The organism is Halegenticoccus soli (genome assembly GCF_002844195.1).
GTDB classification, from domain to species: Archaea; Halobacteriota; Halobacteria; order Halobacteriales; family Haloferacaceae; genus Halegenticoccus; species Halegenticoccus soli.
Genome location: NZ_PEND01000002.1, coordinates 1 through 24934, shown reverse-complemented (window position 1 = coordinate 24934; position 24934 = coordinate 1). Strand labels below are relative to the sequence as shown.

Below are 24934 nucleotides of genomic sequence, written 5' to 3'. Positions count from 1 at the left end.
CGTCGCCGGTCGATCCGGACGCGGTCGTCCGGTGATCGGTTCGCAGAGTACAAGAGGCGGCGGCCTGTAAGCAGGGTATATGAACGTAGCCGACGTGATGACGCCCCGCTCGGAGGTCGTTACGGTCGAGCTCCCGGGTACGCGGGACGACGTCCTCGAGTACCTCCAGGAGCGTGGCTTCTCCTCCGTGCCGGTGGTCAAACAGACGGACGAGGGCGAGGAGTACCGCGGGCTGATCTCGCGGGACGACCTCATCGAGCACCCCGACGAGGACCAGCTCGCCATCCTGATGCGGGAGGTGCCGACGACGACGAGCGAGGACGGCCTGGAGACGGTCGCCCGGCTCATGGTCGAAACGGGCGCCCGCCGCGTTCCGGTCGTGAGCGAGAGCGGGCCCGTCACGGCGCTCGAAGGCATCGTCACCGTCACGGACGTTATCAGGGCGATCGCCCGCGGCGACGCGGACGGCGAAACCGAGGTCGGCGACCTCGCCACGCCGGACGTGAACACCACCTACGTCGGGACCCCGCTGACGGTCGCGGAGCGCGAGATCTACTACGCCAACGTCCCCTACGCGATCGCGCTCGACGACGAGGGGGGGATGGCCGGCATCCTCACCGAGGTGGACATCATCGAGGTCGCCCGCGTCGTCGAGGGCGAGGACGACACCGGCGACAGCATCGCCACCGAGGACGATGAGTGGATGTGGGAGGGGATCAAGGCGGTCGGAAACCGCTACCTCCCGACCCGGAACGTCGAGATCCCCGCGGAGCCGGTCGAGCGGTTCATGACCGAGGACCTCGTCACGGTCTCCCGAAAGCGCACCGCGCAGAAGGCCGCACAGCTCATGATCTCGAAGGACATCGAGCAGATCCCGCTCGTGAACGGCGGCGACCTCATCGGGATGGTCCGCGACGTGAACCTGCTGGAGGCGCTGTGAGGATGAGTGAGGACGAGTCGACCGCGGAAGCCGAGCAGGGCGTCGAGGACGCTTCGGCCGCGATCACGGAACTCGCCAAGCGCCGGGGCTTTTTCTTCGGCTCGGCCGAGGCCTACGGCGGCGTGGCCGGCTTCTACACCTTCGGCCCGCAGGGTGCCGCGCTGAAGCGGAACGTCGAGGACGCCTGGCGCGACCGCTTCACCGTCAAGGAGGGCAACCAGGAGATCGAGGCTCCGACCGTGATGCCGGAGCCGGTGTTCGAGGCGTCGGGCCACCTGGACGGGTTCGACGACATGCTGGTCGAGTGCGCCGAGTGCGGCGTGAGCCACCGCGCGGACCACCTCGTCGAGGACGAAACCGAAATCGAGGAGGCCGAGAGCCTGCCGATCCCGGAGGTCGAGGAGCTCATCGCCGACCACGACCTGCGGTGTCCGAACTGCGGCGCGCCGCTCGCCGGGCAGCCCGTCGAGGATTTCAACCTCATGTTCGAAACCTCGATCGGCCCCGGCTCCGGCCAGACCGGCTACCTCCGACCGGAGACGGCGCAGGGCATCTTCGTCGAGTTCCCCCGGCTGAAGGAGTACGCCCGCAACCAGCTGCCGTTCGGCGTGACGCAGATCGGCCGGGCGTACCGAAACGAGATCAGCCCCCGGAAGGGGCTGATCCGCACCCGGGAGTTCACCCAGGCGGAGCTGGAGCAGTTCATCAACCCCGAGCGCGACGAGCCGTCGCTCGACTCCGTGGCCGACGTGGAGGTGCGGCTCTACCCCGCGACGGAGCAGGAGAAGGACGACGGCGGCTACCTCCTGACGACCATCGGGGAAGCCGTCGAGTCGGGTGTCATCGCGAACGAGTGGATCGGCTACTACCTCGGCGTCGCCCAGCGGTGGTACGACCGCGTCGGCGTCGACATGGACCGATTCCGGTTCCGCCAGCACCTCTCGGGCGAGCGGGCGCACTACGCGAGCGACTGCTGGGACGCCGAGGCCGAACTGGGCGGCGTCTCCGCGTCTCCGGAGTCGGAGGCCGGCGAGGCGGCGGATCCGTCCGCCGGCGACTGGATCGAGATCGCGGGGTTCGCCTACCGCGGCGACTACGACCTCTCGAAGCACGGCGAGCACGCCGACGACTCCTTCACCGTCTTCGAGCAGTACGACGAGCCGAAGACGGTCGAGCGGGCGGTCGTCGAGCCGGACATGAGCACCCTCGGCCCGGAGTTCGGCGGGAAGGCGACCGACGTCGCCGACGCGCTGTCCGACCTCGCCGCGCGCGACCCCGACGCCTTCGACGGCGAGACGGTGACCGTCGAGGTCGACGGCGAGGAGCACGCCGTCGACGCGGAAGTGGCGAACTTCCGGATCGAAGAACAGACCGAGGCCGGCGAGCACGTCACGCCGCACGTGATCGAGCCGTCGTTCGGCGTCGACCGCACGGTGTACACGATCATCGCGCACGCGTACGTGACCGACGAGGTCGACGGCGAGCGGCGGACGTACCTCGCGCTCGACCCCGAGATCGCCCCAACGTACGTGGGCGTGTTCCCCCTCCTCGGCAACGACGAGGCGCTGACGGCGGTCGCGAGGGAGGTCGTCTCGGACCTCCGCGAGGCCGGGCTGTCGGTCTCGTACGACGACTCGGGGAACATCGGCCGGCGGTACCGCAGACAGGACGAGATCGGCACGCCCTTCTGCGTCACCGTCGATCACGAGGGGCTCGAAACCGCGGGGGCGGAGACGGCGACGATCCGCGAGCGGAACACGACCGCGCAGGTCCGCGTCCCGATCGACGCGCTGGCGGACGAACTGGCGGCGATCCGGAGCGGGCGGAAGGCCTTCGACGACCTCCGCGCGGAGTACGACGACGGCGGCCGGGGCCGCTGAAGCGCGAGCGTGAGCGAACTCGGCCGTCGGCTCGTCCACCTCAGCGGCACCGGGATACCGCTCCTGTACCTCCTGGGACTCGTGTCGTGGACGGGGCTGCAGTACGTGTTGCTCGGGCTGTCGGCCGTCGCGGCCGTCCTGGAAGCCGTGCGGCTGTACTGGGGGCTGGACTGGTGGGTCTACGACAGGCTCACCCGCGAGTACGAGGAGAACAACCCGGCCGGGTACGCGCTGTACATGTTCAGCATGACCGCCGTCGCGCTCGCGTTCGAGTGGTACGTCGCGGTGCCGGGGATGCTGATGCTCTCCATCGGCGACCCGATAAGCGGCGTGCTCGGGTCGAACAGGGCCGGCCAGATCAAGCAGGCGGGCGTGCTGGCGGCGATGTTCGGCGTCTGTTTCGCGCTCGCGTGGCCGTTCGTCACGGATCCGAGCGTCGGCGCGCCGCTGCCGATCGCCGCCGCGGCCGCGGCGGTCGGGGCGGCCGGGGCGACCGTCGCCGACGGGATCAAACCCATCGTCGCCGGCTACGTCATCGACGACAACCTCTCCATCCCGATCGTCGCGTCCGTCGGCATCTTCGTCGTCCTGCGGGCGGCCGGGACGTAGATCCGGAGGGGAGGTGAACGGGGAGTAAGCGGACGGTGCGGAGGTCGACGGAGGCGCGGCGGACGGGGAGTTCGAGGGATCGAGCCCGGAGAGCCGCCGTCCGCCGCGAGATCGCGTCGGGAACCTTATTAGCGCCGTCCGAGTAGGAAGATCGTGACCGTCTACGAGAGCGACTTGCCCGGCGTCGGCAAGAAGTTCGAGGTGGATCTGAACGACGGCTCCCGGCTCGTCATCGTCATCCACAACACGGGCAAGCGCGAGCTGTACCGCCGACAGTCGGACGACGCCGACTCCGAGAAGCTGTTCGAGCTGTCGGACAAGCTCGCCCGACAGGTCGGCACCATCATGGAGGGGGCGTACTTCCAGCCGATACGGACAGACACCATCGAGACCGTCCTCGACGAGAACTCGCTCATCGAGTGGGTGAAGCTCACCGCGGACTCGCCGCTGGCCGGGCAAACCCTCGCCGACGCGCAGGTCCGCCAGCGGACCGGCGCGTCCGTCATCGCCATCAGGCGCGGCGACGAGACCCTCACCAACCCCGGCGGCGAGACGGAGCTGCGGCCCGAGGACACGCTCATCGTCCTCGGCACGCGCGAGGAGTGCCAGGAGTTCACGGAACTCGTCGGTGATTCGGCATAGATGGCGGAGGTCTCGCTGCTGGAGTTCGGTGCCGCGTTAGCCGCGATTGCCGCCGCGGGCGCGGTCGCCTCGCGGGTGGGGCTGTCCGTCATCCCGCTGTACGTCGTCGGGGGCGTCCTCGTCGGCCCGTCGGTGCTCGGATCGGTCGACCTGCCGCCGTTCTCCGCCGTCCCGCACGTCTCGGCGGCGGCGATCGACTACATCACGCTCCTGGCGGAGATCGGCATCGTCCTCCTGCTGTTCTTTCTCGGCCTCGAGTTCAGCCTCGACCGGCTCCTCGAAAACCGGCGGAAACTCACCGCCGTCGGCCTCCTCGACGTCGGCGTCAACTTCCCCGTCGGCGTCGCCATCGGCCTCGTCCTCGGGTGGAGCGTCCTCGAAGCGCTGCTGCTCGGGGGCATCGTCTACATCTCCTCCAGCGCGGTCATCACGAAGTCGCTCATCGACCTCGGCTGGATCGCGGACGCGGAGAGCGAACCCATCCTCGGGACGCTCGTCTTCGAGGACCTGTTCATCGCGGTGTACCTCGCGGTCGTCTCCTCGCTGGTCCTCGGCGGGGGCGAGCTGAACGAGACCCTCCGGGACGTGGCCGTCGCCGTCGGCTTTCTCCTCGTCCTCGTGGCCGCCGCCCACTACGGATCGGGGTGGCTCGGGCGCGTCCTCGACGTGGGGTCGAACGAGGCGTTCGTGCTCCGGACGCTCGGCATCACCGTCCCGGTGGCGGGCGCGGCGCTGGCACTCGGCGTGAGTGAGGCCGTCGCGGCGTTCTTCGTCGGGATGGGATTCTCCGACACGGACCACGTCGAGCGGCTCGAACGCCTGCTGTCGCCCGTCCGCGACGTGTTCGCGGCGCTGTTTTTCTTCTGGATCGGCCTCAACACCGATCCCCGGCTCGTCGCCGCGACGGCCGGGCTCCTGGCCGCCGCGGTGGTCCTCACGACGCCGACGAAGCTCGTCTCGGGCTTTCTCTCCGGGCGGCTCTACGGCCTGGAGGACCGGCGGGCGCTCCGCGTCGGGACGAGCATGGTCACCCGCGGGGAGTTCTCGCTCATCATCGCCACGACCGCCGCCGCCGGAACCACCCGGGTGATGACCGAGGTCATTCCGGCCTTCGCCGTCGGCTACGTCCTCGTCATGAGCATCCTCGGGACGGTGATCATGCAGTACACCGGCGCGCTGGAGGGGCTGGTGCTCAGAGACCGGTCCGAGACGGCCGGGTAGCCCCGGTACGGTCGGCTGTCGACCCGCGGGACTACCGGTCCGGGCGGAGCGGTCGGCGACGCGACACAGACGGCCGCCGGCGGTGGCGACGGCCGAGGAGACCGGCGAGGACGAGTCGGACGCGTAAGCTTTGCCTCGCCGAAAGCGTTTAATACCCCGCGTCGACAACACCGTTCCAATGGTATCGGCTCGCGGCACGACCTGCGACCTCGACGCCCCGTCGAGCGCCCGCGTTCCCCTTTTCCGCGCCCCGCGAGCCCGACGACCGCGACGACCGGGCCGTTAGGCCCAACTACACTTCATCCCCCGACCCCGTAGATTCCGACTACGAACTCAGAAGCTCTTGCATCGTCTATAGGCATCTCTGCCCCTTTATTTCGTTAATTAGAAGCGTAGAATTTAAGTCCCGGAACGCCCGAGAGGGGAGTACATGACACGCGTGGCACTCGCGTTTTCGGGCGGACTCGACACGACAGTATGCGTCCCGCTCCTCGAAGAGGAGTACGGGTACGACGAAGTGATCGGCGTCACGGTGGACGTCGGCCAGCCCGCGGCGGAGTTCGCGGAGGCCGAAGAAACCGCCGAGGCGTTGGACCTCGAACACTACGTCGTCGACGCGCGAGACGAGTTCGCCCGGCAGTGCCTCGAATCCGTGCGCGCGAACGCGACCTACCAGGGGTACCCGCTCGGGACCGCCCTCGCGCGCCCGGTGATCGCCGAGGCCATCCTCGACGTGGCGAAGGAGCGCGGCTGCGACGCGGTCGCCCACGGCTGCACCGGCAAGGGCAACGACCAGCTCCGCTTCGAGGCGGTGTGGCGCGCCTCCGACCTGGAGGTGATCGCCCCCGTGCGCGAACTCGGGCTGACCCGCGAGTGGGAGATGGAGTACGCCGCGGAGCGCGACCTCCCCGTCGAGGGCGGCAACGAGGGCGTCTGGTCGATCGACACGAACCTCTGGAGCCGGTCGATCGAGGGCGGCAAGCTGGAGGATCCGGGTCACGTTCCCTCGGAGGAGATCTACGAGTGGACGACCGCCCCGACGGGCGAGACGGAGCTGGTGGAGATCGAGTTCGACGAGGGCTACCCCGTCGCCGTCAACACCGTCGGGGGGACCTCGACGAGCTCCCAGCCGACGGCTGGGGGCGGAGAGGAGATGGAGCCGGTCGAACTCATCGAGCACCTGAACGAGCTCGCGGGATCGTACGGCGTCGGCCGCACCGACATGATGGAGGACCGCATGCTCGGGCTGAAGGTGCGCGAGAACTACGAGCACCCCGCGGCGACGACGCTCCTCAACGCGCACGAGGCGCTGGAGCAGCTGGTCCTGACGAAGGAGGAGCGGGACTTCAAGGCGCTCGTGGACGACGAGTGGGCCCAGAAGGGCTACCAGGGTCTCGTCGACGCGCCGCTCGTGAAGGCGCTGCAGGGATTCATCGACGAGACCCAGAAGAAGGTGACCGGGACGGTGACGATCAAGTTCCAGGGCGGACAGGCCCGCCCGGTCGCCCGCGAGAGCGACTACGCGGTCTACTCCGAATCGGCGGCGTCGTTCAACACGGAGACGGTCGACGGCATCACGCAGGCCGACGCGACCGGGGTCGCGAAGTACCACGGCTTCCAGTCGCGCCTCGCCAACTCGGTGGCGAAGAAGGTCGAGAAGCCCGAACTCGCCGCCGACGGCGGGACGGATGGATCGACCGACGCGAACGAGGAGTGATCCGATGACGAGCGAGGAGCCCGGCGATTCGAGCGTCGTCCGCCGCGATCGGTTCAGCGGCGGCCCCGCCCGCGGGTTCCTCTCCAGCCTCGCGGCCGACGAGCGCATCTTCGCGGCCGACCTCGCGGTCGATCGCGCGCACGTGGTGATGCTCGCAGAGCGGGGGATCGTCGAAGACGAGGTCGCCGGGGAGATCCTCGCGGCGCTCGACGACGTGGAGGCGGCGGGCCACGCCGCGCTTCCCGGGGGGGAAGACATCCACGAGGCCGTCGAGTCGGCGGTCATAGAGCGCGTCGGCACCGAGGGCGGGAAGATGCACACCGCCCGGAGCCGCAACGACGAGGTGGCGGCGTGCATCCGGTACCGCCTCCGCGAGGACGTGCTCGACGCGGCCGAGGCGACGCTCGCGCTCCGCGAGGCGCTGATCGGGGCGGCCGAGGAGCACGTCGGGACGGTGATGCCCGGCTACACGCACCTCCAGCCCGCCCAGCCGACGACGGTCGCGCACTACCTGCTCTCGTACGAGGCGGCGGTTCGGCGGGACACGGCCCGGCTCCTGGACGCGTACGGTCGGATCAACCAGTCGCCGCTCGGCGCGGCCGCGTTCGCCGGGACACCCTTCGACGTCAACCGCGAGCGCACCGCCGAGCTCCTCGGCTTCGACGGCGTCCTCGGCAACTCGATGGACGCCTCGTCGGCCCGCGACTTCCTCGCGGAGACGCTCTCGGCGCTCGCGACGCACGCCGTGACGCTGTCGGGGCTGGCGGAGGACCTCGTCCTCTTCGCCAACAGGGGCCACGTCGAGCTGTCGGACGACTACTCGTCGACCTCGTCGATCATGCCCCAGAAGAAGAACCCCGACACGCTGGAGCTCGTCCGCGCGTGCGCCGGCGACGCGGTCGGCGACCTCGCCGGGCTGCTGACGACGCTCAAAGGGCTCCCCCGCGCGTACAACCGCGATCTGCAGCGCGCACACCGGCACGCCTTCGACGCCGCGGACCTCGTCGCCGAAGCGACCGAGGTCGCCGCGGGGGCGGTGGCGACCGCGACGTGGAACGAGGAGGCGCTCGCCGAGGCGGCGGGCGAGGGCTTTTCGACCGCGACCGGCGTCGCGGATCTGCTCGCGATGGCGGGGATGCCGTTTCGCACGGCCCACGAGATCGTCGCGGAGGCGGCCCCCGACGTCGACCTCGGCGACGACCCGGCGTCGGCCGTCGCAACACTTGACGCGGCCGCAGAACGCGTGGTAGGCGAGCCCGTATCGGCGTTCGTGACCCGCGACGCCGTCGAGTCCGCGCTCGACCCCGGAGAGAGCGTCGAGAGCCGCGACTCGGCCGGCGGCCCGGCCGCCCCGGCCGTCGCGGACCAGCTCGACGACGCGGAGACGACCGCCGACGCGGACGCCGCCGCGCTCGCCGCGCGACGCGACGCGATAGTCGAAGCGGACGACCGCCTGACAGCGGAGGTACAGCGCTATGTGTGAGACGATCCTTCAACGACCGCCGCGACCGCTGCCGCCGTCCCCGGTAGGGGACGCATAATTCATATAAATTCTGACAACGGGTTCGACCGATGCGAGTAAAGAACGCCTAAATCCCGGTTAGAGTGTAGTATCTGTCTTGTTTGATTTAATACATATTCGAAGGCTTTATAGTGGTCAACGGGGAAGGAGCAGACACGCATGACCGAGGTAGAATGTCCCGAGTGCGGGGCCGACGTGTCCCTGTACGACGACCTGGAGACGGGTGAGATCATCGACTGCGGAACCTGCGGCGCGGAGCTGGAGGTCATCGACGTGAACCCGCCGGTCCTCGAGCGAGCCCCGGAGCTCGAAGAGGACTGGGGGGAGTAAATTGCACGTCGGAATCCTCTACTCCCGGATCCGCAGGGACGAGAAGCTGCTCCTGTCGGAGCTGCGCGACCGCGGCCACGACGTGACGAAGATCGACGTGCGCGAGCACCGGTTCGGACTCGACGGGACGACCGCGCCCGTGGAGGATGTCGACCTCGTCGTCGACCGCTGTCTGGCGACGAGCCGGAGCCTGTACGCGACGCGCTTTCTCGAATCGTACGGCGTCCCGGTCGTCAACTCCGCGGAGACGGCCGAGATCTGCGCCGACAAGGCGAAGAACAGCCTGGCGCTCGCCGAGGCCGGCGTGCCCACGCCGCAGACCGAGGTGGCGTTCACGAAGGAGGCCGCGCTGGAGGCCATCGAGTCGTTCGGCTACCCCTGCGTGCTCAAGCCCGTCGTCGGCTCGTGGGGCCGCCTGATGGCGAAGATCGACAGCCGGAACGCGGCCGAAGCGATCTTAGAACACAAGGCCACCCTGGGCCACTACGAGCACAAGGTGTTCTACGTCCAGGAGTTCGTCGAGAAACCCGGGCGTGACATCCGCGTGCTCGCGGCCGACGGCGAGCCCGTCGCCGCCATGACCCGGAGCTCGGACCACTGGCTGACGAACGCCGCGAAGGGCGGCGAGACGGACGCATTCGAGCTCGACGACGAGGCGCTCGAACTCGTGGCGGCGGCGAGCGACGCGGTCGGCGGCGGCCTCCTCGGCGTCGACCTCATGGAGACCGGCGAGAGCTACACCGTCCACGAGGTGAACCACACCGTGGAGTTCAAGGCGCTCTCGGAGGCGGCAGACGTCGACGTGCCCGCCGCGGTCGTCGACTGGCTCGAAGCCAGGGCCGCGAGCGCGGGCGACGAGGTGGCGGAGGTGACGCCGTGACGCTTTCGGCGTCCGTCGTCGGCGGCAGCGGCTTCACGGGCGGGGAGCTGCTCCGCCTGCTCGCCGGCCACCCCGACTTCGAGATCGCGCAGGCGACGAGCCGCGAGTACGACCGAAAGACGGTCGGCTCCGTCCACCCCAACCTCCGCGACCTCGACCTGCGCTTCTCGTCGCCGGAGGACCTCGAATCGGTGGACGTGCTGTTCGCCGCGACGCCCCACGGCGTCTCGATGCGGCACGTGGACGCGTTCTTCGACGCCGCGGACGCGGTCGTCGACCTCTCGGCGGACTTCCGGCTCTCGACCGAGGAGCAGTACGACGAGTGGTACGACGGGCACGCGTGCCCCGAGTACCTGGAGAAGGCCGAGTACGCGCTGCCCGAACTCAACCGCGAGAACCTCCCCGGCGCGGAGCTGATCGCGGCCGGCGGCTGCAACGCGACCGCGACGATCCTCGGGCTGAAGCCGCTTTTCGACGCGGAGATCCTCGACGGCGACGAGCGGGTCGTCGTCGACGTGAAGGTCGGCTCCTCGGAGGGCGGCGCGAGCGCCGGCAAGGCCTCGTCGCACGCCGAGCGATCGGGCATCGTCCGCCCCTACGCCCCCACGAGCCACCGCCACGAGGCGGAGATCGAAGAGTACCTCGGCCTGTCCGTCTCCTTCACCGTGCACGCGGTGGACATGATCCGCGGGGCGTCGGCGACCTGCCACGTCTTCCCGGACGGTCCCGTCACGAAGGGCGACCTCTGGGGCGCGTACCGCGAGAGCTACGAGGCGGAGCCGTTCGTTCGGACCGTCTCCGGCGGGGGCGGCGTCTACCGCTACCCCGAGCCGAAGGTCGTCGCCGGCACGAACTACGCCGAGGTCGGCTTCGAGGTCGACCCGCCGAACCGGCGGCTGGTCGTCTTTTCGGCCATCGACAACATGATGAAGGGTTCGGCCGGCCAGGCCGTCCACGCGGCCAACCTCGCACTCGGCCTCGAAGAGACCGCCGGCCTGGAGTTCGGCGGACTGCACCCCGTGGGGGCCCCGTAACCATGACGAGACGCGACACCGCCTACGCCCGCGAGGAACTGCTCGCGGCGCACGAGGAACTGATCGACGGCGATTCGAAAGGACAGTTACGAACCGACGGCGGAACGGCCGAGGAACCGCCGGTCGTGGTCAAGATCGGCGGGGCGCGGGCGGTCGACCCCGCCGGCGCGGTCGGCGACGTCGCCCACCTCGTCGCCAACGGCCAGAAGGTCGTCGTCGTCCACGGCGGCTCGACCGCGGTGGACGAGACGCTCGAGGAGCTCGGCGAGGAGCCGACCTACGTCGAGACGCCGTCGGGGATCAAGGGGCGGTTCACCGACGAGCGCACCATGGAGGTGTTCTCGATGGTGATGCCCGGGAAGCTCAACACCGACCTGACGGCCACCCTCCGCGAGGCCGGCGTCGACGCGGTCGGCCTGTCGGGCGTCGACGGCGGCCTCCTCACCGGCCCCCGGAAGTCGGCCGTCCGCGTGGTCGAGGACGGCAAGAAGAAGATAAAGCGCGGCGACCACTCCGGGAAGATCACCGGGGTCAACGCCGACCTGCTGGAGACGCTGCTCGACGGGGGGTACACGCCCGTCGTGACGGTGCCGATGCTGGCGGACGACGGGGTCCCCGTCAACGCCGACGCGGACCGCGCCGCCGCGGCCGTCGCGGGGGCGCTGGGCGGGACGCTCGTCGTGCTGACGGACGTGTCGGGCGTCTACGCCGACCCCGAGGATCCGGAGACGCTCGTCGAGTCCGTTTCGACGCCCGCGGAGCTCGACGCCCTGAAGGAGGCCGCGGAGGGCTTCATGACGAAGAAGGTCATGGCGGCTACCGAGGCCCTCGACGGGGGATCGCCGGAGGTCGTCGTCGCCGACGCAAACGTCCGCGACCCGATCATCGCGGCGCTCAACGGCGGCGGGACGCACGTGAAGCGGAGCGCGCTCGCCGACGGGACGGAGGTCGCGGGATGAGCGGCTTCGTCTTCTCCGAGAAGCCCGTCGCGATCGAGTCGGGCGAGGGGCCGTACCTCTACGCCGACGACGGGACCGAGTACCTGGACTTCGGCGCGAGCTACGCCGTCGCGGCGGTCGGCCACTGCCACCCGAAGGTGGTCGAAGCCGTGCAAGAGCAGGCCGCGGAGCTCATGTACGTGCAGGCGTCGTACCCCGTCGCGGCCCGGACGGAGCTGTACGGGAAGCTGGCGACGCTCGCGCCGGAGGGGATCGACAACGTCTGGCTGTGTAACTCCGGGACGGAGGCCAACGAGGCGGCGATGAAGTTCGCCCGGAGCGCCACCGGGAACTCGAAGATCATCGCCACGAAGCGCGGCTTCCACGGCCGGACGCTGGGCGCGCTGGCGATGACGTGGAAGCGGAAGTACAAGGCGCCGTTCGAGCCGCTCGCGGGCGACGTTGAGTTCGTCAGCTACGGCGACGAGGAGGAGCTCGCCGAGGCGGTCGACGACGAGACCGCCGCGGTGTTCCTCGAACCCGTCCAGGGCGAGGGGGGCATCCACCCCGCCGACCCCGAGTACCTGCGGGCGGCCCGCGACCTGACCGAGGAGGCGGGCGCGGCGCTCGCCTTCGACGAGATCCAGACCGGCGTCGGCCGGTGCGGAACGCTGTGGGCCTGCGAGGCCGCGGGCGTGACGCCGGACGTCTTGACGACGGCGAAAGGCGTCGCCAGCGGTCTGCCGCTCGGCGCGACGCTCTGCGCCGACTGGATCGCCGAGGAGCCCGGCGACCACGGGTCGACGTTCAGCGGCGGGCCGGTCGTCTGCGCGGCGGCGAACGCCACGCTCGACGTGATCGTGGAGGAGGACCTGCCGACGCACGCCGGCGACCTCGGCGGGTACCTGACGGAGCGCGTCGAGGAGGCCGCGGCGGCGCACGACCTGCCCGTCCGCGACGTGCGCGGTCGGGGGCTCATGATCGGCATCGAGGTGAAGCGCGGCGCGAACCGCGTGCTCAGGGACCTGGCGCTGGAAGAGGGGGTGCTCGCGCTCCCCGCCGGGCGGTCCGTCGTCCGCCTGCTCCCGCCGCTCGTCGTCGAGGAGGAGCACGCCGACCGGTTCGTCGACGCGCTGACGGGGGTGCTCGGATGAGCGCGGCGGACGGCGAGAGCGCCGCCGCGAGCGGCGCGGTCGACACCGAGGCGCGGGAACTGCTCGTCGACCTCGTCTCCATCCCCTCCCCTTCGGGAGAGGAGGGGGCGGCCGCGGAGCGGCTCGCCGCCTTCTTCGAGGCGCACGGTCGCGAAGCGTGGATCGACGAGGTCGGGAACGTCCGCGCGCCGGCCGACGACGCGGTGCTCCTCACCTCCCACATCGACACCGTGCCCGGCGACATCCCCGTCGAAGTGAAGGAGGGCGAGGACGGCCCCGAACTGTGGGGCCGAGGGAGCGTCGACGCGACCGGTCCGCTGGCGGCGATGGCCGCGGCGGCGGTCGAGACCGGCGTGAGCTTCGTCGGCGTCACCGGCGAGGAGGTCGACTCGCGCGGCGCGCGGCACCTCGTCGAGGACCGGGCGGACGAGCCCGGCGCGGTGGTCAACGGCGAACCGAGCGGCTGGGACGGCATTACCCTCGGGTACCGGGGGCTGCTCGCCGGGACGTACGTCGCCACGAGCGAATCGGGCCACACCTCCCGCCCCGAGAACAACGCCATCCAGGACGCGATGGACTGGTGGAACCGCGTCGAGGCGGCCTTCGAGGAAGACGAGTGGACGCCCGTCTTCGAGCGGGTGACGTGCAAGCCCGTCGACGTGCGCGGCGGCACGACCGACGACGGGCTCTCGGTGGAGGCGACGATGGACGTGCAGTTCCGCGTCCCCCCGAAGTACACGGTCGAGGAGGTGCGAGAGATCGCCGACGGCGAGCTGAACGGCGGCACCGTCCACTGGTACGACGACGTGCCGCCCGTCATGCAGAGCCCCCGGACCGAGGTCGCCCGCGCGTTCCGCGTGGCGATCAGGAGCGCGGGCGGCGACCCCCGGCTCCTCCGGAAGACCGGAACCAGCGACATGAACATCTTCGCGGGGGCGTGGGACTGCCCGATGGCGACCTACGGCCCCGGCAACTCGGACCTCGACCACGCGCCCGACGAGCACCTGTCGCTCGCCGAGTTCGACCGCTCGGTCGCGGTGCTGGTCGACGCGTGCGAACGGCTCGCGGGTGAGGAATGACGATCCAGACGACGCACTTGACCGACGTCGACGACCTGTCGGCCGACGATCTGGCGACCGTGCTCGATCGCGCGGCGGCGCTCAAGTCCGGCGAGGACGACGCGCGCTTCCCGCGGTCGACGCTCGGGATGCTGTTCGAGAAGCCGAGCACCCGGACGCGCATCTCCTTCGAGACGGGGATGACGCAGCTCGGCGGCCACGCCATCTTCCTCGGACCGGACGACATTCAGCTCGGCCACGGCGAGCCGCTGAAGGACACCTCGCGCGTGCTGTCGCGGTACGTCGACGCCGTGATGGCGCGCCTGTTCGACCACGCCGACCTGCTCGAACTCGTCGAGTACGCCGACGTGCCGATCGTGAACGGCCTGACCGACGACGCCCACCCGTGTCAGACGCTCGCGGATCTGCTGACGATCAGGGAGGCGTTCGGCGGGTTCGACGTGCGCGCGGCCTGGGTCGGAGACGGCAACAACGTCGGCCGGTCGTTCGCCCTCGGCTGTGCGCTCGCCGGGATCGACCTGGTCGTCTCGACGCCCCCCGACTACGGGCTCGGCGAAGGCGTGCTCGGCCGCGCTGCCGAGCTCGGCCGCGCCCCGGAAGTCGTCGACGACCCGAAGGAGGCCGTCGCCGGGGCCGACGTGGTCTACACCGACGTGTGGATCAGCATGGGCCAGGAGGACCAGCGGGCCGAGAAACTCGCGGCGTTCGAGGGATTCCAGGTGAACGAGGACCTCCTGGCGGGCACGGACGCGAAGGTGATGCACTGCCTGCCCGCCCACCGCGGCGAGGAGATCACCGACGGCGTGCTCGAAAGCGACCGCGCGCTGGTCTGGGATCAGGCCGAGAACCGCCTGCACGCGCAGAAAGGGTTGCTGGCCGAGCTCCTGGAGTGACTGAACCGCGAGCGAGTCCCGCAGGGACGAGCGAGCGGCCTTTTCGATCCAGCTTTTTCGAGGAGCGGTCGCGCTCCGCGCGATCCGACGATGAAAAAAGGCGGGGAGAGTGAAATCGGCGTTTGTGTCAACGGAAGACCTTTTTCCCGGCGATCGAAGATCCCGGTATGAACCTGAACCGCCGCGACCTCGTCGCGTACGGCTCCGTCCTCGCCGCGTCGGCGCTCTCCGGGTGCACCGGGCTCGGGAACGCCGGGTTCGGAAACGGCGCGGCGGCCGTCGGAAAAGCGCCGGCGGCGGCTTTCGAGATGGACGCGGTCACGGACGCGGAGATCGCGGAGCGCACGACGCACAGTCAGAATCTGAGCTTCGAAGGACGGAACGAGGAGCGAGAACTGGTGGCCAACGCGGTCGCCGGCGAGTCGCCGCGAGCGGAGGGAACGGACCCGCCGGTCCACGCGCGCGACGCGTTCGTCTACGAGGGGGCGGTGTACGAACTCTCGCACGCCGTCGTCGACTCGGAGCCGGCGACGTCCTTTCAGATCACGCTGAATCCGGCCGACGGCGAAATCGACGGCACGGAGGCGGTCGAGTACGACGACCTCCCCGAGGTGGACAGAGAGACGTTCGAGCGGCGCGGCTGGAGCGACATCGAGTTCCTCGGATTCGGCACGTCCCTGCTGTATCTCGACGATACGATCGAAGAATCCGCGCTGGTCCCCGAACCCGAGTACTCGGTGATCGTCTGGGACGCCGAGACGCGCGGACGCTTCGACGTGAGGGGATCGTACGACGCGCCGCTGAACACGTACGAATACGAGGCGGAACTAATCCACGAATCCGCCTCCGGGTTCGGAAGCGACGTCCGGGAGCGGTGTGAGTTCGAACTGGAGGGGCTGTCGGCCGACCGGCGGGAGATCGTCTCGCGGGCGATAGCGGAGGACCACGGCTACACCGTTCCCCACGGCGAGTCGGTGCCGGATGCGATGCGGGCGCTGGCCGACCAGTTCAGGTCGAGAACGGACGTCTACGACGCGGTAGGCGAAGAAAAAAGAGGGAGGGACGAGGTGGATCAGTCCCCGAACGGGAACTATCTCGTCCGCTACGAGGGGCAGACGTACTGGACGAGTCTGCGCGTCGTCGAAGAGCGGGTCACGACGGCCGATTCGTGAAATCGACGTTAACGACGGGTAGTGAGGCGAACACGAGACGGGCTAAAATGGGATGTTTCGATCGACGCGACGTGTCGTCTCACGCCGCGGGCGACGCGCGTTCCTTGGGCGACAGCCAGCGGCTGAACGCGGGGTACGTCGCGCCGAGGACCAGCCCGTAGGCGACGTGGAACACGAGCCCCATGAGGTCGACGTTCGGCAGCGGCGGGACCGCGGGGAAGTCGACCGCGGCGAGCCAGAGCGGCATGACGATCGCCGCGAGGACGATCCACAGCACGGCGCCGTAGGCCGCACCCAGCCCGGTGCTCTTGAGGGTCGTGTCGCTGTACTTCGGGAGCGCCCGGGCGAGCGCGGCGAAGACGACGCCGAGGATCGCGCTGTTGGCCAGGTGGATCGTCCACCCGGCGAGGCCGCCCGAGAGGCCGTACAGCGCCGGGATCGCGTCGGTGAGGAGCGGCGGCGCGAAGATCGCAAAGAGGACGCCCATGACGACGCCGCCGGCGAGGCCGGCGACGACGCCCCCCTGCCAGGAGGCCGGGGTCGCGGTTTCTGGAACGGTCGTGGTCGGCGTTGCGGAAGCCATACGTGAAGAGACGCCGGTAGCCGGCAAAACTGCGCGTCGTGATGGCGCGGTCGCCGCACACCGGGAAAATCGTGACAGACGCGAACACTGAACACGTTTCGGACGGTCTACCTCGGCCGACGTCGGGTCGGTCGGGTCCGGACGACGGGCCGACGTCGGTCGATTCGAGCGGTCAATCGGCGTCGGATCGAGTCGGATGGCCGTCGTCCGAACCGGTCGAACGATCGACCGGCGGCGAACGCAGACCCGCGGGCGGTTCGGTGTTCAGATCCGGCCCGCGAGGGGCGCGTAAACCCCTCCGAGGATCGCGCCGTAGACGACGTGGCCGACGAGGCTCATCGGATCGAGGTTCGGAACCGGCGGGGCCATCGGGAAGCCGACCGCGCCGAGCCAGATCGGCATGACGAAGCCGGCGAGGACGACCCACAGGACGACGCCGTACGCGGCGCCGAGCCCGGCGCTTTTGAGCGACGTCTCGGCGTACCGGGGCAGCGCCCCCGCGATGCCGGCGAAGACGACGCCGAGGATCGCGCTGTTGGCCATGTGGATCGTCCACCCGGCGAGGCCGCCCGAGAGACCGTACAGCGCCGGGATCGCGGCCTCGATGACCGGCGTCATCATCGCCGAGAGCATCGCGCCCATCACGGCGCCGCCGACGAGACCGGCGAGGACGCCGGCCTTCCAGTTTCCGGGTTCGGTTCGTTCGATCGTCGCGGTCGAGGTCGCGGTTTCGGAAGCCATCGGCAAAGAGTTCCGGGTTCTCGATCAAGATCCTGTCCCGGCAGGGCGCGCGCCGCGCAGAGCGGAGAAAGATTGATATATGCGAACTCGTGTCACTCCGCGGTGCCGTCCTCCGAGCGTTTTAATCGGATGGCGAACGAGAGGGCCGTAGTGGCCGAAACGAACGGACATCTGCGGTTCTTCCCCTACGACGAGCCGTATCCGAACCAGCGGGAGGCGATGGACAGAATCGCCAACGCGCTGGCCCGGGGACAGGACGTGCTCTTCGAGGGTGCGCCGGGGACGGGCAAGACGCTCTCGGCGCTCGTCCCGGCGCTGGAGCACGCCCGCGAGCGCGACAAGACGGTCGTCATCACGACGAACGTCCACCAGCAGATGCGCCAGTTCGTCGAGGACGCCCGCGCGATCACCCGCAAGGAGCCGATCCGGGCGGTCGTGTTCCGCGGGAAGGCGTCGATGTGTCACATCGACGTGGGGTATCAGGAGTGTCAGAGCCTCCGGGACACGACCAGGGCGGTCGTCGAAAAGGAGGAGGACAAACGGCAGCTGGAGGAGCGCCAGCGCGCCCTCCTCGGGGAGAGCCGGAAGGGCGATTCGGGCGCAGCCGAGGCCCGGAGCGCCGTCATGGACGAGCTGGGCTCGATCGAGGAGGAGCTGGAGACGCTGCGCGAGGGCAACGTCTGCGAGCACTACTACAACAACCTCGTCGGCGACGCCGACGACTTCTTCGCGTGGCTGTTCGAGGACGTGCGGACTCCCGACGACATCTACGAGTACGCCGACGAGCGGACGCTGTGCGGCTACGAGCTCCTGAAGGAGGGGATGGAGGGGGTCGACCTCGTCGTCTGCAACTACCACCACCTGCTCGACCCGATGATCAGAGAGCAGTTCTTCCGGTGGCTCGGACGCGACCCCGAGGACGTGATCACGGTGTTCGACGAGGCGCACAACGTCGAGTCGGCCGCCCGCGATCACGCGACCCGCACGCTGACGGAGAACACCCTCGAAAGCGCGCTCGACGAGCTCGAAGACGCCGACGACTCGCGGGCGGAGCCGGCCGAGAACGTCGTCGGGGCCTTCTACCGCGCGCTCCGCGAGACGTACGCGAACGCCTTCGAGTACGGGGAGCGCGAGCGGGTGGGGGAGAACTGGCACGACGTCGCCGTCGCGAACTCGGACCGCCGGGACGACCTGACGCTCACCTTCCTGGAGGAGTACGAGGGGCGCGGGATCGAGACGGAGCTGGAACTCGCCCTCCAGCTGGGGGAGACGCTCGACGAGGAGTACGAGCGGGCGTACAAGGAGGGCGAGACGCCGACGCGCTCCGAGTGTCAGACCCTGCAGGCGGCGGGGTTCGTCTCGGCGTGGATGAAAGACGGCACCAAGCTCGGCCAGCACCCGATGGTGTCGGTCCGCCGCGACTCGGGGACGGACGAGATCTACGGTCGCGCCGAGCTGTACACCTGTATCCCCCGGGAGGTGACGCGGGAGCTGTTCGAGGAAGTGTACGCCAGCGTCCTGATGAGCGCGACGCTGCGGCCGTTCGACGTGACGGAGGACGTGCTCGGGCTGGAGAGCCCCGCGACCCTCGCGTACGGGCTCGAATACCCCGAGCGGAACCGCCGGACGTACGCGGTCCGGGCGCCGCCGCTCTTCGCCAGCGAGCGCAACGACGCCGAGACGCAGAGCGTCGTGGCGGGCGTGCTCGAAGACGCGATCCGCTTTACCCCCGGAAACGCGCTCGTGTTCTTCCCCTCGTACGCCGAGGCGGAGCGGTACTACGAGCGCCTGGGCGGCAGCGTCGGCGGTCGAGACGGACGGGACGGCCGCGACGGGACGCTCGCGTCGGCCGCCAGGGGGACGGAGCTGCTGCTCGACGAACCCGGCACGCGGACCGAGGAGCTCCGGAGCAGGTTCGTCGCGTCCGACGACGCCGCGCTCTTCACGTCGCTCTGGGGGACGCTCGCGGAGGGCGTGAGCTTCGACGGCGACGACGCCCGGACGGTGGTGGTGGTCGGCGTTCCGTACCCGCACCTCTCGAAGCGGATGGAGGCCGTCCAGGACGCCTACGACCGCGCGTACGCCGACCGGGCGCGCGACGCCGGGTGGCGCTACGCGGTGGAGATCCCGACGATCCGCAAGACGCGGCAGGCGCTCGGGCGGGTGATCCGCTCGCCGGAGGACTTCGGCGTCCGCGCGCTCGTCGACAAGCGCTACACGCGGGCGGACATGGGGAAGTACGGCGTCCGCGGGACGTTCCCGGCCGAGGAGCGGGAGGAGCTGATCGACATCGAGCCGGGGAAGCTGAAGTTCGCGATGTTGAACTTCTACGCGGACCACGACGCCTACGACGGCGAGCCGCCGCGGCCGTGATCGCGCGGGACGCAGCTCGAACGACTGTCGGCCCGGACGGATAGTTAGTTCGCACGAATCGTCCGCTCGAACGGCCCTAAACGCGCGAGGCGGCCGAATCCTTATGCGGGCGTCCTCCCTAGGGACGGCGATGAGCACAGAGCCCCCGGGGCCGAAAGGGCTCCCGATCGTCGGGAACGCCCGGCAGTACGCGCGGGATCCGTTCGCGTTCGTGACGGCGTGCGCGGAGGCCTACGACGGCGTCGTGCGGTTCGACCTCGGCCCGATGGAGACGTACATGCTCACCGAACCCGACGAGATCGAGCGGGTGCTGGTGACGGAAGAAGAGAAGTTCCGCAAGCCGCGGTTCCAGGACGACGCTATCGGCGAACTGCTCGGGGACGGACTGCTGTTGAGCGAGGGCGAGGCGTGGCGGAGACAGCGCGACCTCGCCCAGCCGGCCTTCCACATGCAGCGGCTGGCGGGGCTCTCGAGGATGATGACGGACCACACCGAGGCGATGCTCGACGGCTGGAGCGACGGCGACGTCGTCGACGTGCAGCTCGAAATGGCACGGTTGACGGTGAAGATCATCGTCGACGCGATGCTCGGCGCCGAGCTGTCGGACGAACGGATCCGCCTCGTCCAGGAGAACCTCGAACCGCTCGGCGCGCGCTTCGAACCGGATCCCTTCAGGTTTCTGCTCCCCGACTGGGCGCCGACGAGGGAGAACCGCGAGTACCGCAGGGCGCTCCGGATCCTGGAGGGCGTCATCGACGGCATCGTCGAGGAGCGGCGGGGGACCGAAACCGACGCGGAGCGGACGGATCTCCTGTCGCTGCTCCTCCGGGCGCAGAACCGGGGCGAGCAGACGGACCGGCAGATCCGCGACGAGGCCATGACGATGCTGCTCGCGGGTCACGACACGACCGCGCTGACGCTCACGTACGCGTGGTACCTCCTCTCGCAGCACCCCGAGGCGGAGGCGCGGGTTCACGCGGAACTCGACGAGGCGCTCGGCGGCGACGTTCCGACGGTGGCCGACCTCCGGGGCCTGGAGTACACCGAGTGGGTCCTGCTGGAGACGATGCGGCTGTACCCGCCCGTCTACGTCATGTTCCGCGAGCCGACGGTCGACGTTCGGCTCGGCGGCTACCGCGTGCCGGCGGGGTCGGCCGTGATGCTGCCGCAGTGGGCCGTCCACCGCTCGTCGCGCTTTTACAGCGATCCCGAGGCCTTCGATCCTGGCCGCTGGGCCCCGGCGCGGCGCTCCGCGCGCCCGCGCTTTTCGTACTTCCCGTTCGGCGGGGGATCGAGACACTGCATCGGCAAGCAGTTCTCGATGATGGAGGCGAAGCTGATCCTCGGGACGGTCGCCGGGCGGTTCGAACTCGACTACGCGCGGGAGCCGCCGCTGGAGCTGCGCGGCTCGCTCACGATGCACCCGCGGGAGCCGATGGAGATGACGATCCGCGCGCGGTAGGTCCGCCGCCCCCGATTTTCCCCTCCATCGCAGCCGTTTTCCACTTCCACCGCGGCCGGTTTTCTGCCCCCGTCGCGGCCGTGCCTCGCGGCTACCGCGGGAGGTCGATCGAGCCGACGACCTCCCGGTAGGTCGCGCTCCAGAGATCGAGCCGCGAGACGGTCCAGTCGACCGGGTCGAGAGCGACTCGCGTCAACTCCTCCGCGGCGTCGACGGGGCCGCCGCGGGCGAGCGTGACGTGCGGGACGTAGTCCGACCCCTCGATCCCCTCGACGGCGCCGAACTCGTCGACGAGGCGGTCGTGGAGGGCGCGAAGGCCGGGGCTCCGGACCGAGAGGTACACTACCGGGCCGGCCCCGCGCGTGGGCCGTTCGAAGTAATCGATCCCGTCGATCCGCGCTTCGAAGGCCGCCGATCCCCGGAGGGGGTCGCGCAGGCGTTCGCGGAGGCGGTGCGGCGGCCCCTCTCCGAGACGCTTGGCGACGAGCGTGTGTCGCTCGCGGATCCGGTCGAAGGCCGCGAGCCGGGGGTGGAGGTCGGCCGCCAGCCGTCGCGCCTCGCCGGGGACCGGGACGTTGAGGCTGTACACACCGAGAGGCGGTGAGCCGCCGGCATCAGGGTATCGGTCGGGACCGAGGCGGCGGTTCCGGTTCGGGGGCGCGTTCCCGGCCGATCCCCGCTCGCGCTGCGGTTTCACGGGGTGCGAACCGGATCAACAGCTTTCCCGCCGGGCAGTCGTCACACGAATATGAGCCAGCGGACGTCGAACGCCGAACTCGCCTGGGAGGCGCACAGCAGCCTCGAAGAGATCGACGACGCCGACCTCCCCGACGACACGGCGGGGCTCCTCGAAGACTGCCTCGACATGGTGGAGGACCTGGCGCTTGAACTCGAACGATACCCGGAGGCGTGAGTGCGAACTATCTCTTTTCTACTATACTCCAGGTTCGGAACTATCGGTTCGATCCGCCCGCGATTCGTGCCAGTATACCGGCGAGGTACTGCCACTACCCCCTGATTATCCTCTAACCTGTCGGTGACAACGACTTTGTAGGTCGGCGAGAACAACGGAACATGCACACGGTCGAACGCGCCCGGCCCCGGGTCGCGGCGATCTGCTGTCTGCTCGTGATCGTCGCGCCGGTCGCGCTCGGCGTCGCGGGCGCGTCCGCCGGCGGACCGGGCGGCAAGGTCGGGCCGTTTTGAACCGCGGAGATCGGCGCCGATAGCGTCCTCCTGCGGGTCGACCTAAGCGAGGACGGCACCGCCGCGTGGGCCGTCGAGTACCGGATCCGCCTCGACGACGACAACGAGACCGCGGGATTCGAGAGCCTCCGGGCGGACGTCGAGGCGAACGGGACCGCGTACGCGACCCGGTTCGAAGAGCGGATGGACGACACGGCGGCGGCCGCCGCGGCGGCGACGGGACGGGAGATGGCGATCGAGAACGTCTCCGTGTCCGCCGAGATCCGGCAACTGCCGCGGGAGTACGGCGTCGTCGTCTACCGGTTCGAGTGGATCGGCTTCGCCGCCGTCGACGGCGACCGGCTGGTCGTCGGCGACGCGCTCGACGGGTTCTTCCTCGACCCCGGGAGCCGCCTCCTGATCTCGTGGCCCGCGGGGTACGCCCTCGGAGACGTCTCGCCGCCGCCGGACGAGCGGCGCGAGACGGCCGTCGTCTGGGACGGGCCGACGGACTTCGGCGGCCAGCCGCGGCTCGTCGTCGCCGACGGCGGCTCGCCGGTGTCGCTTCCGGTACTCCTCGCAGCCGCGCTCGCGCTCGTCGGCGGCGTGAGCGCGGTCTGGTGGACGCGGCGTCGGCACGACGGTCGACTACGTCTGCGCGGCGACGCGGCGCGGCGGCCGGCGGGGCGGAAATCGACCGCGGACGGTCAGAGTTCCGCTGCCGGCCGAAGCGACGCGAACGGCGGTGCGGGCGGTAGAGAGAGAGGGGGCGGCGAGTCGGGAGGCGGCGACGACGGGCCGCCGCCGGAGCTCCTGAGCAACGAAGAGCGCGTGCTCCGGCTGCTCGAACGCAACGGCGGGCGGATGAAACAGCAGACCGTCGTCTCGGAACTCGGATGGACCGAGGCGCGGACGAGCCAGGTCGTGAGCGGGTTGCGCGACGAGGGGAAGCTCGAAAGCTTCCGCATCGGGCGCGAGAACGTGCTGAAGCTCCCCGAGGAGGAATCCGATGCGTAGGGTGGAAACCGGTCGACGGAAATCGAATCGTCCCGGCTTAATCCGGCTAAATCGGGATCGACGATCGCGCCGATATATGCGCGACGGGGGCGTTGAGCCGGCATGAACAGGATGGCCGCGCTCCTCGTCGCCGTCCTTTTGACGGCGAGCGCAGTTCCGGCGACCGCCGGACCGACGGCCGACCGGTCCACGGTCACCCCCGGGCAGCAGTTCGCCGGCGTCGTCGGCGTTCAGAAGGCGGAGGTCGGCGGCGAAGTCGCGGAGCGCGCGCTCGAATCGCGGCTCGATCGGGCCCGCACGGACGAATCGAAGGCGGCGGTCGTCGCGGCGGAGGCCGAACGCCTCGAGCGTCGCCTCGACGAACTCGCGGCGGAGCGCGAGCGCCTTCGCGAGGCGCGCGAGAACGGCTCGCTGAGCGAGGGGGAGTACCGCGCTCGGATGGCCGCCGCGGCCGCCGAGGCGCGGACCCTCGACCGCCGGGTCGGCGGGCTTCGTGTCATCTCGTCTGATGTTTCGGACGCTGCACTCGAAGCGAAGGGGGTCGATGGAACGCGCCTCGACGCGCTCGGCGACCGGGCCGAGGCGCTCGACGATCCGGAGTCTGCCGCGATCGCGCGCGGAATCGCCGGCGAGGATGCGGGGGCCGACCTGGACGAAGAGCGCCGTGAGCGCGAACGCGGACGCGACGGGGAGAGCGACCCGGGCGACGCCGGCGAACCCGGCCGGTTCGTCGGTCCCCCGTCAGAACGGGAGGGCGACGAGGAGGCTGAGGATGACGCGAACGCGACAGGCGAGCGTCCCCAGATCGGGGGCGCGGAGGTCGTCGACGGCGGGGACGGTCGGGTCGATTCCGGCCGGAATACCGACGGAGGCGACGACGCCGACCGGGACGGAAGCGCGGACGCCGGCGAAGGGCGAACCCTCCCCGTCGAAGGCGACGAAAGCGGGGCGGGAACGGACGAAGGAGACCGCGACGGCGCGACGACCGCGACGGCGTCCGACGGCGAGCGGACGGAGGACGGTGACGGAACGGGGGACGGGGGCGGAACCGAGGACGAGCGCGACGGATCGGAGTAAAAGGTAACTCGATTGACTTTGAAGGGGAGGTATGACGAGCCTCTTTCGGGAACTCGGGCGACTCAGCGCGAGAGGCGTCCCGAGCATCGTCCCCCGCGCCGCGGCCCTCGGCGCCGTCGCGCTGCTCGCCCTCCTCGCGTTTTCGTTCGACCCGGTCGCGTTCGTCGGGCTTTTCGCCCTCCTGCTCGCGGCCGCGACCGTCTACAGCGCCGTCGAGATCGTCAACGCGTACGAGAAGCGCGCGCTGACGGTGTTCGGCGAGTACCGCAAACTGCTCGAACCCGGTATCAACTTCGTTCCCCCGTTCGTCAGCCGCACCTACCCGTTCGACTTGCGGACCCAAACGCTCGACGTCCCCCGCCAGGAGGCGATCACTCGCGACAACTCGCCGGTGACCGCCGACGCCGTCGTCTACATCCGCGTCATGGACGCCAAAAAGGCGTTCCTCGAGGTCGAAGACTACAAGACCGCCGTGTCGAACCTCG

The 24934-nt window shown here is 69.9% G+C and carries 25 protein-coding genes; 22 read left to right on the top strand and 3 right to left on the bottom strand.

Annotated elements, in window-relative coordinates; all coding sequences use genetic code 11:
• Positions 1–79 precede the first annotated feature (79 nt).
• The 15 genes from CNO20_RS04970 (at position 80) to CNO20_RS04900 (ending at position 16011) form a co-directional block, all read left to right on the top strand.
• Positions 80–940 carry a CBS domain-containing protein gene (locus CNO20_RS04970; RefSeq protein ID WP_101295055.1) on the top strand — a complete coding sequence of 287 codons (861 nt, stop codon included), beginning with the start codon at positions 80–82 and terminating at the stop codon, positions 938–940.
• A gap of 2 nt (positions 941–942) precedes the next feature.
• Positions 943–2820 carry a glycine--tRNA ligase gene (glyS, locus tag CNO20_RS04965; protein ID WP_101295054.1) on the top strand — a complete coding sequence of 626 codons (1878 nt, stop codon included), beginning with the start codon at positions 943–945 and terminating at the stop codon, positions 2818–2820.
• 9 nt (positions 2821–2829) lie between these two features.
• Entirely contained in the window at positions 2830–3429 is a 600-nt protein-coding gene (locus CNO20_RS04960; RefSeq protein ID WP_101295053.1) for a diacylglycerol/polyprenol kinase family protein, read from the top strand.
• Positions 3430–3582: 153 nt separating this feature from the next.
• Entirely contained in the window at positions 3583–4071 is a 489-nt protein-coding gene (locus CNO20_RS04955) for a cation:proton antiporter regulatory subunit (RefSeq protein WP_101295052.1), read from the top strand.
• On the top strand, positions 4072–5292 hold the full coding sequence (locus tag CNO20_RS04950) for a cation:proton antiporter (RefSeq protein ID WP_101295051.1): 1221 nt from the start codon (positions 4072–4074) through the stop codon (positions 5290–5292).
• 430 nt (positions 5293–5722) lie between these two features.
• Positions 5723–7009, top strand: coding sequence for an argininosuccinate synthase (locus CNO20_RS04945; protein WP_101295050.1), 1287 nt, complete (start codon positions 5723–5725; stop codon positions 7007–7009).
• A gap of 4 nt (positions 7010–7013) precedes the next feature.
• Entirely contained in the window at positions 7014–8492 is a 1479-nt protein-coding gene (argH, locus tag CNO20_RS04940; protein WP_101295049.1) for an argininosuccinate lyase, read from the top strand.
• A 198-nt stretch (positions 8493–8690) separates the two neighbouring features.
• Complete coding sequence (gene lysW / locus CNO20_RS04935) at positions 8691–8861, top strand: lysine biosynthesis protein LysW (RefSeq protein ID WP_101295048.1); 171 nt, start codon at positions 8691–8693, stop codon at positions 8859–8861.
• A 1-nt stretch (position 8862) separates the two neighbouring features.
• Complete coding sequence (lysX, locus tag CNO20_RS04930) at positions 8863–9741, top strand: lysine biosynthesis protein LysX (protein WP_101295047.1); 879 nt, start codon at positions 8863–8865, stop codon at positions 9739–9741.
• Positions 9738–10775: an N-acetyl-gamma-glutamyl-phosphate reductase gene (gene argC, locus CNO20_RS04925; RefSeq protein WP_101295046.1), complete on the top strand. Its 1038-nt coding sequence runs from the start codon at positions 9738–9740 to the stop codon at positions 10773–10775. Before lysX ends, argC begins: the two co-directional genes overlap by 4 nt.
• A gap of 2 nt (positions 10776–10777) precedes the next feature.
• Positions 10778–11734: an acetylglutamate/acetylaminoadipate kinase gene (locus CNO20_RS04920; RefSeq protein ID WP_101295045.1), complete on the top strand. Its 957-nt coding sequence runs from the start codon at positions 10778–10780 to the stop codon at positions 11732–11734.
• Complete coding sequence (locus CNO20_RS04915; protein ID WP_101295044.1) at positions 11731–12867, top strand: aspartate aminotransferase family protein; 1137 nt, start codon at positions 11731–11733, stop codon at positions 12865–12867. The genes CNO20_RS04920 and CNO20_RS04915 overlap by 4 nt, the downstream gene beginning before the upstream one ends.
• The gene (locus CNO20_RS04910) at positions 12864–13946 is read left to right on the top strand and encodes a [LysW]-lysine hydrolase (protein ID WP_101295043.1); all 1083 of its coding nucleotides are present in this window, start codon (positions 12864–12866) and stop codon (positions 13944–13946) included. The genes CNO20_RS04915 and CNO20_RS04910 overlap by 4 nt, the downstream gene beginning before the upstream one ends.
• Positions 13943–14839, top strand: coding sequence for an ornithine carbamoyltransferase (gene argF, locus CNO20_RS04905; protein WP_101295042.1), 897 nt, complete (start codon positions 13943–13945; stop codon positions 14837–14839). The genes CNO20_RS04910 and argF overlap by 4 nt, the downstream gene beginning before the upstream one ends.
• Before the next feature lie 167 nt (positions 14840–15006).
• Positions 15007–16011, top strand: coding sequence for a hypothetical protein (locus CNO20_RS04900; protein WP_101295041.1), 1005 nt, complete (start codon positions 15007–15009; stop codon positions 16009–16011).
• A 79-nt stretch (positions 16012–16090) separates the two neighbouring features.
• Here the strand turns inward: CNO20_RS04900 and CNO20_RS04895 are convergent, their stop codons facing one another.
• Together CNO20_RS04895 and CNO20_RS04890 are read right to left on the bottom strand one after the other, a co-directional pair.
• Entirely contained in the window at positions 16091–16594 is a 504-nt protein-coding gene (locus tag CNO20_RS04895) for a histidine kinase (RefSeq protein ID WP_101295040.1), read from the bottom strand.
• A 264-nt stretch (positions 16595–16858) separates the two neighbouring features.
• On the bottom strand, positions 16859–17335 hold the full coding sequence (locus tag CNO20_RS04890; protein ID WP_101295039.1) for a DUF6789 family protein: 477 nt from the start codon (positions 17333–17335) through the stop codon (positions 16859–16861).
• Between the two features lie 150 nt (positions 17336–17485).
• Here CNO20_RS04890 and CNO20_RS04885 point away from each other — a divergent pair, with 150 nt between their 5' ends.
• The gene (locus CNO20_RS04885; protein ID WP_233203927.1) at positions 17486–19708 is read left to right on the top strand and encodes an ATP-dependent DNA helicase; all 2223 of its coding nucleotides are present in this window, start codon (positions 17486–17488) and stop codon (positions 19706–19708) included.
• 130 nt (positions 19709–19838) lie between these two features.
• Entirely contained in the window at positions 19839–21170 is a 1332-nt protein-coding gene (locus CNO20_RS04880) for a cytochrome P450 (protein ID WP_101295037.1), read from the top strand.
• A gap of 91 nt (positions 21171–21261) precedes the next feature.
• Here the strand turns inward: CNO20_RS04880 and CNO20_RS04875 are convergent, their stop codons facing one another.
• The gene (locus tag CNO20_RS04875; protein WP_101295036.1) at positions 21262–21759 is read right to left on the bottom strand and encodes a 2'-5' RNA ligase family protein; all 498 of its coding nucleotides are present in this window, start codon (positions 21757–21759) and stop codon (positions 21262–21264) included.
• A gap of 159 nt (positions 21760–21918) precedes the next feature.
• On the opposite strand from CNO20_RS04875, the gene CNO20_RS22910 reads away from it, so the two are divergent.
• The 5 genes from CNO20_RS22910 to CNO20_RS04860 all read left to right on the top strand — a co-directional run.
• Positions 21919–22083, top strand: coding sequence for a hypothetical protein (locus tag CNO20_RS22910; RefSeq protein ID WP_158237367.1), 165 nt, complete (start codon positions 21919–21921; stop codon positions 22081–22083).
• 161 nt (positions 22084–22244) lie between these two features.
• Complete coding sequence (locus CNO20_RS24040) at positions 22245–22376, top strand: hypothetical protein (RefSeq protein ID WP_269844120.1); 132 nt, start codon at positions 22245–22247, stop codon at positions 22374–22376.
• A gap of 9 nt (positions 22377–22385) precedes the next feature.
• A complete protein-coding gene (locus tag CNO20_RS04870; RefSeq protein WP_449405040.1) occupies positions 22386–23372 on the top strand; it encodes a helix-turn-helix transcriptional regulator in 987 nt (328 codons plus the stop codon).
• Positions 23373–23474: 102 nt separating this feature from the next.
• On the top strand, positions 23475–24449 hold the full coding sequence (locus CNO20_RS04865; RefSeq protein ID WP_101295034.1) for a hypothetical protein: 975 nt from the start codon (positions 23475–23477) through the stop codon (positions 24447–24449).
• A gap of 31 nt (positions 24450–24480) precedes the next feature.
• The coding region (locus CNO20_RS04860) for an SPFH domain-containing protein (RefSeq protein ID WP_269844119.1) at positions 24481–24934 on the top strand (454 nt) is incomplete at its 3' end.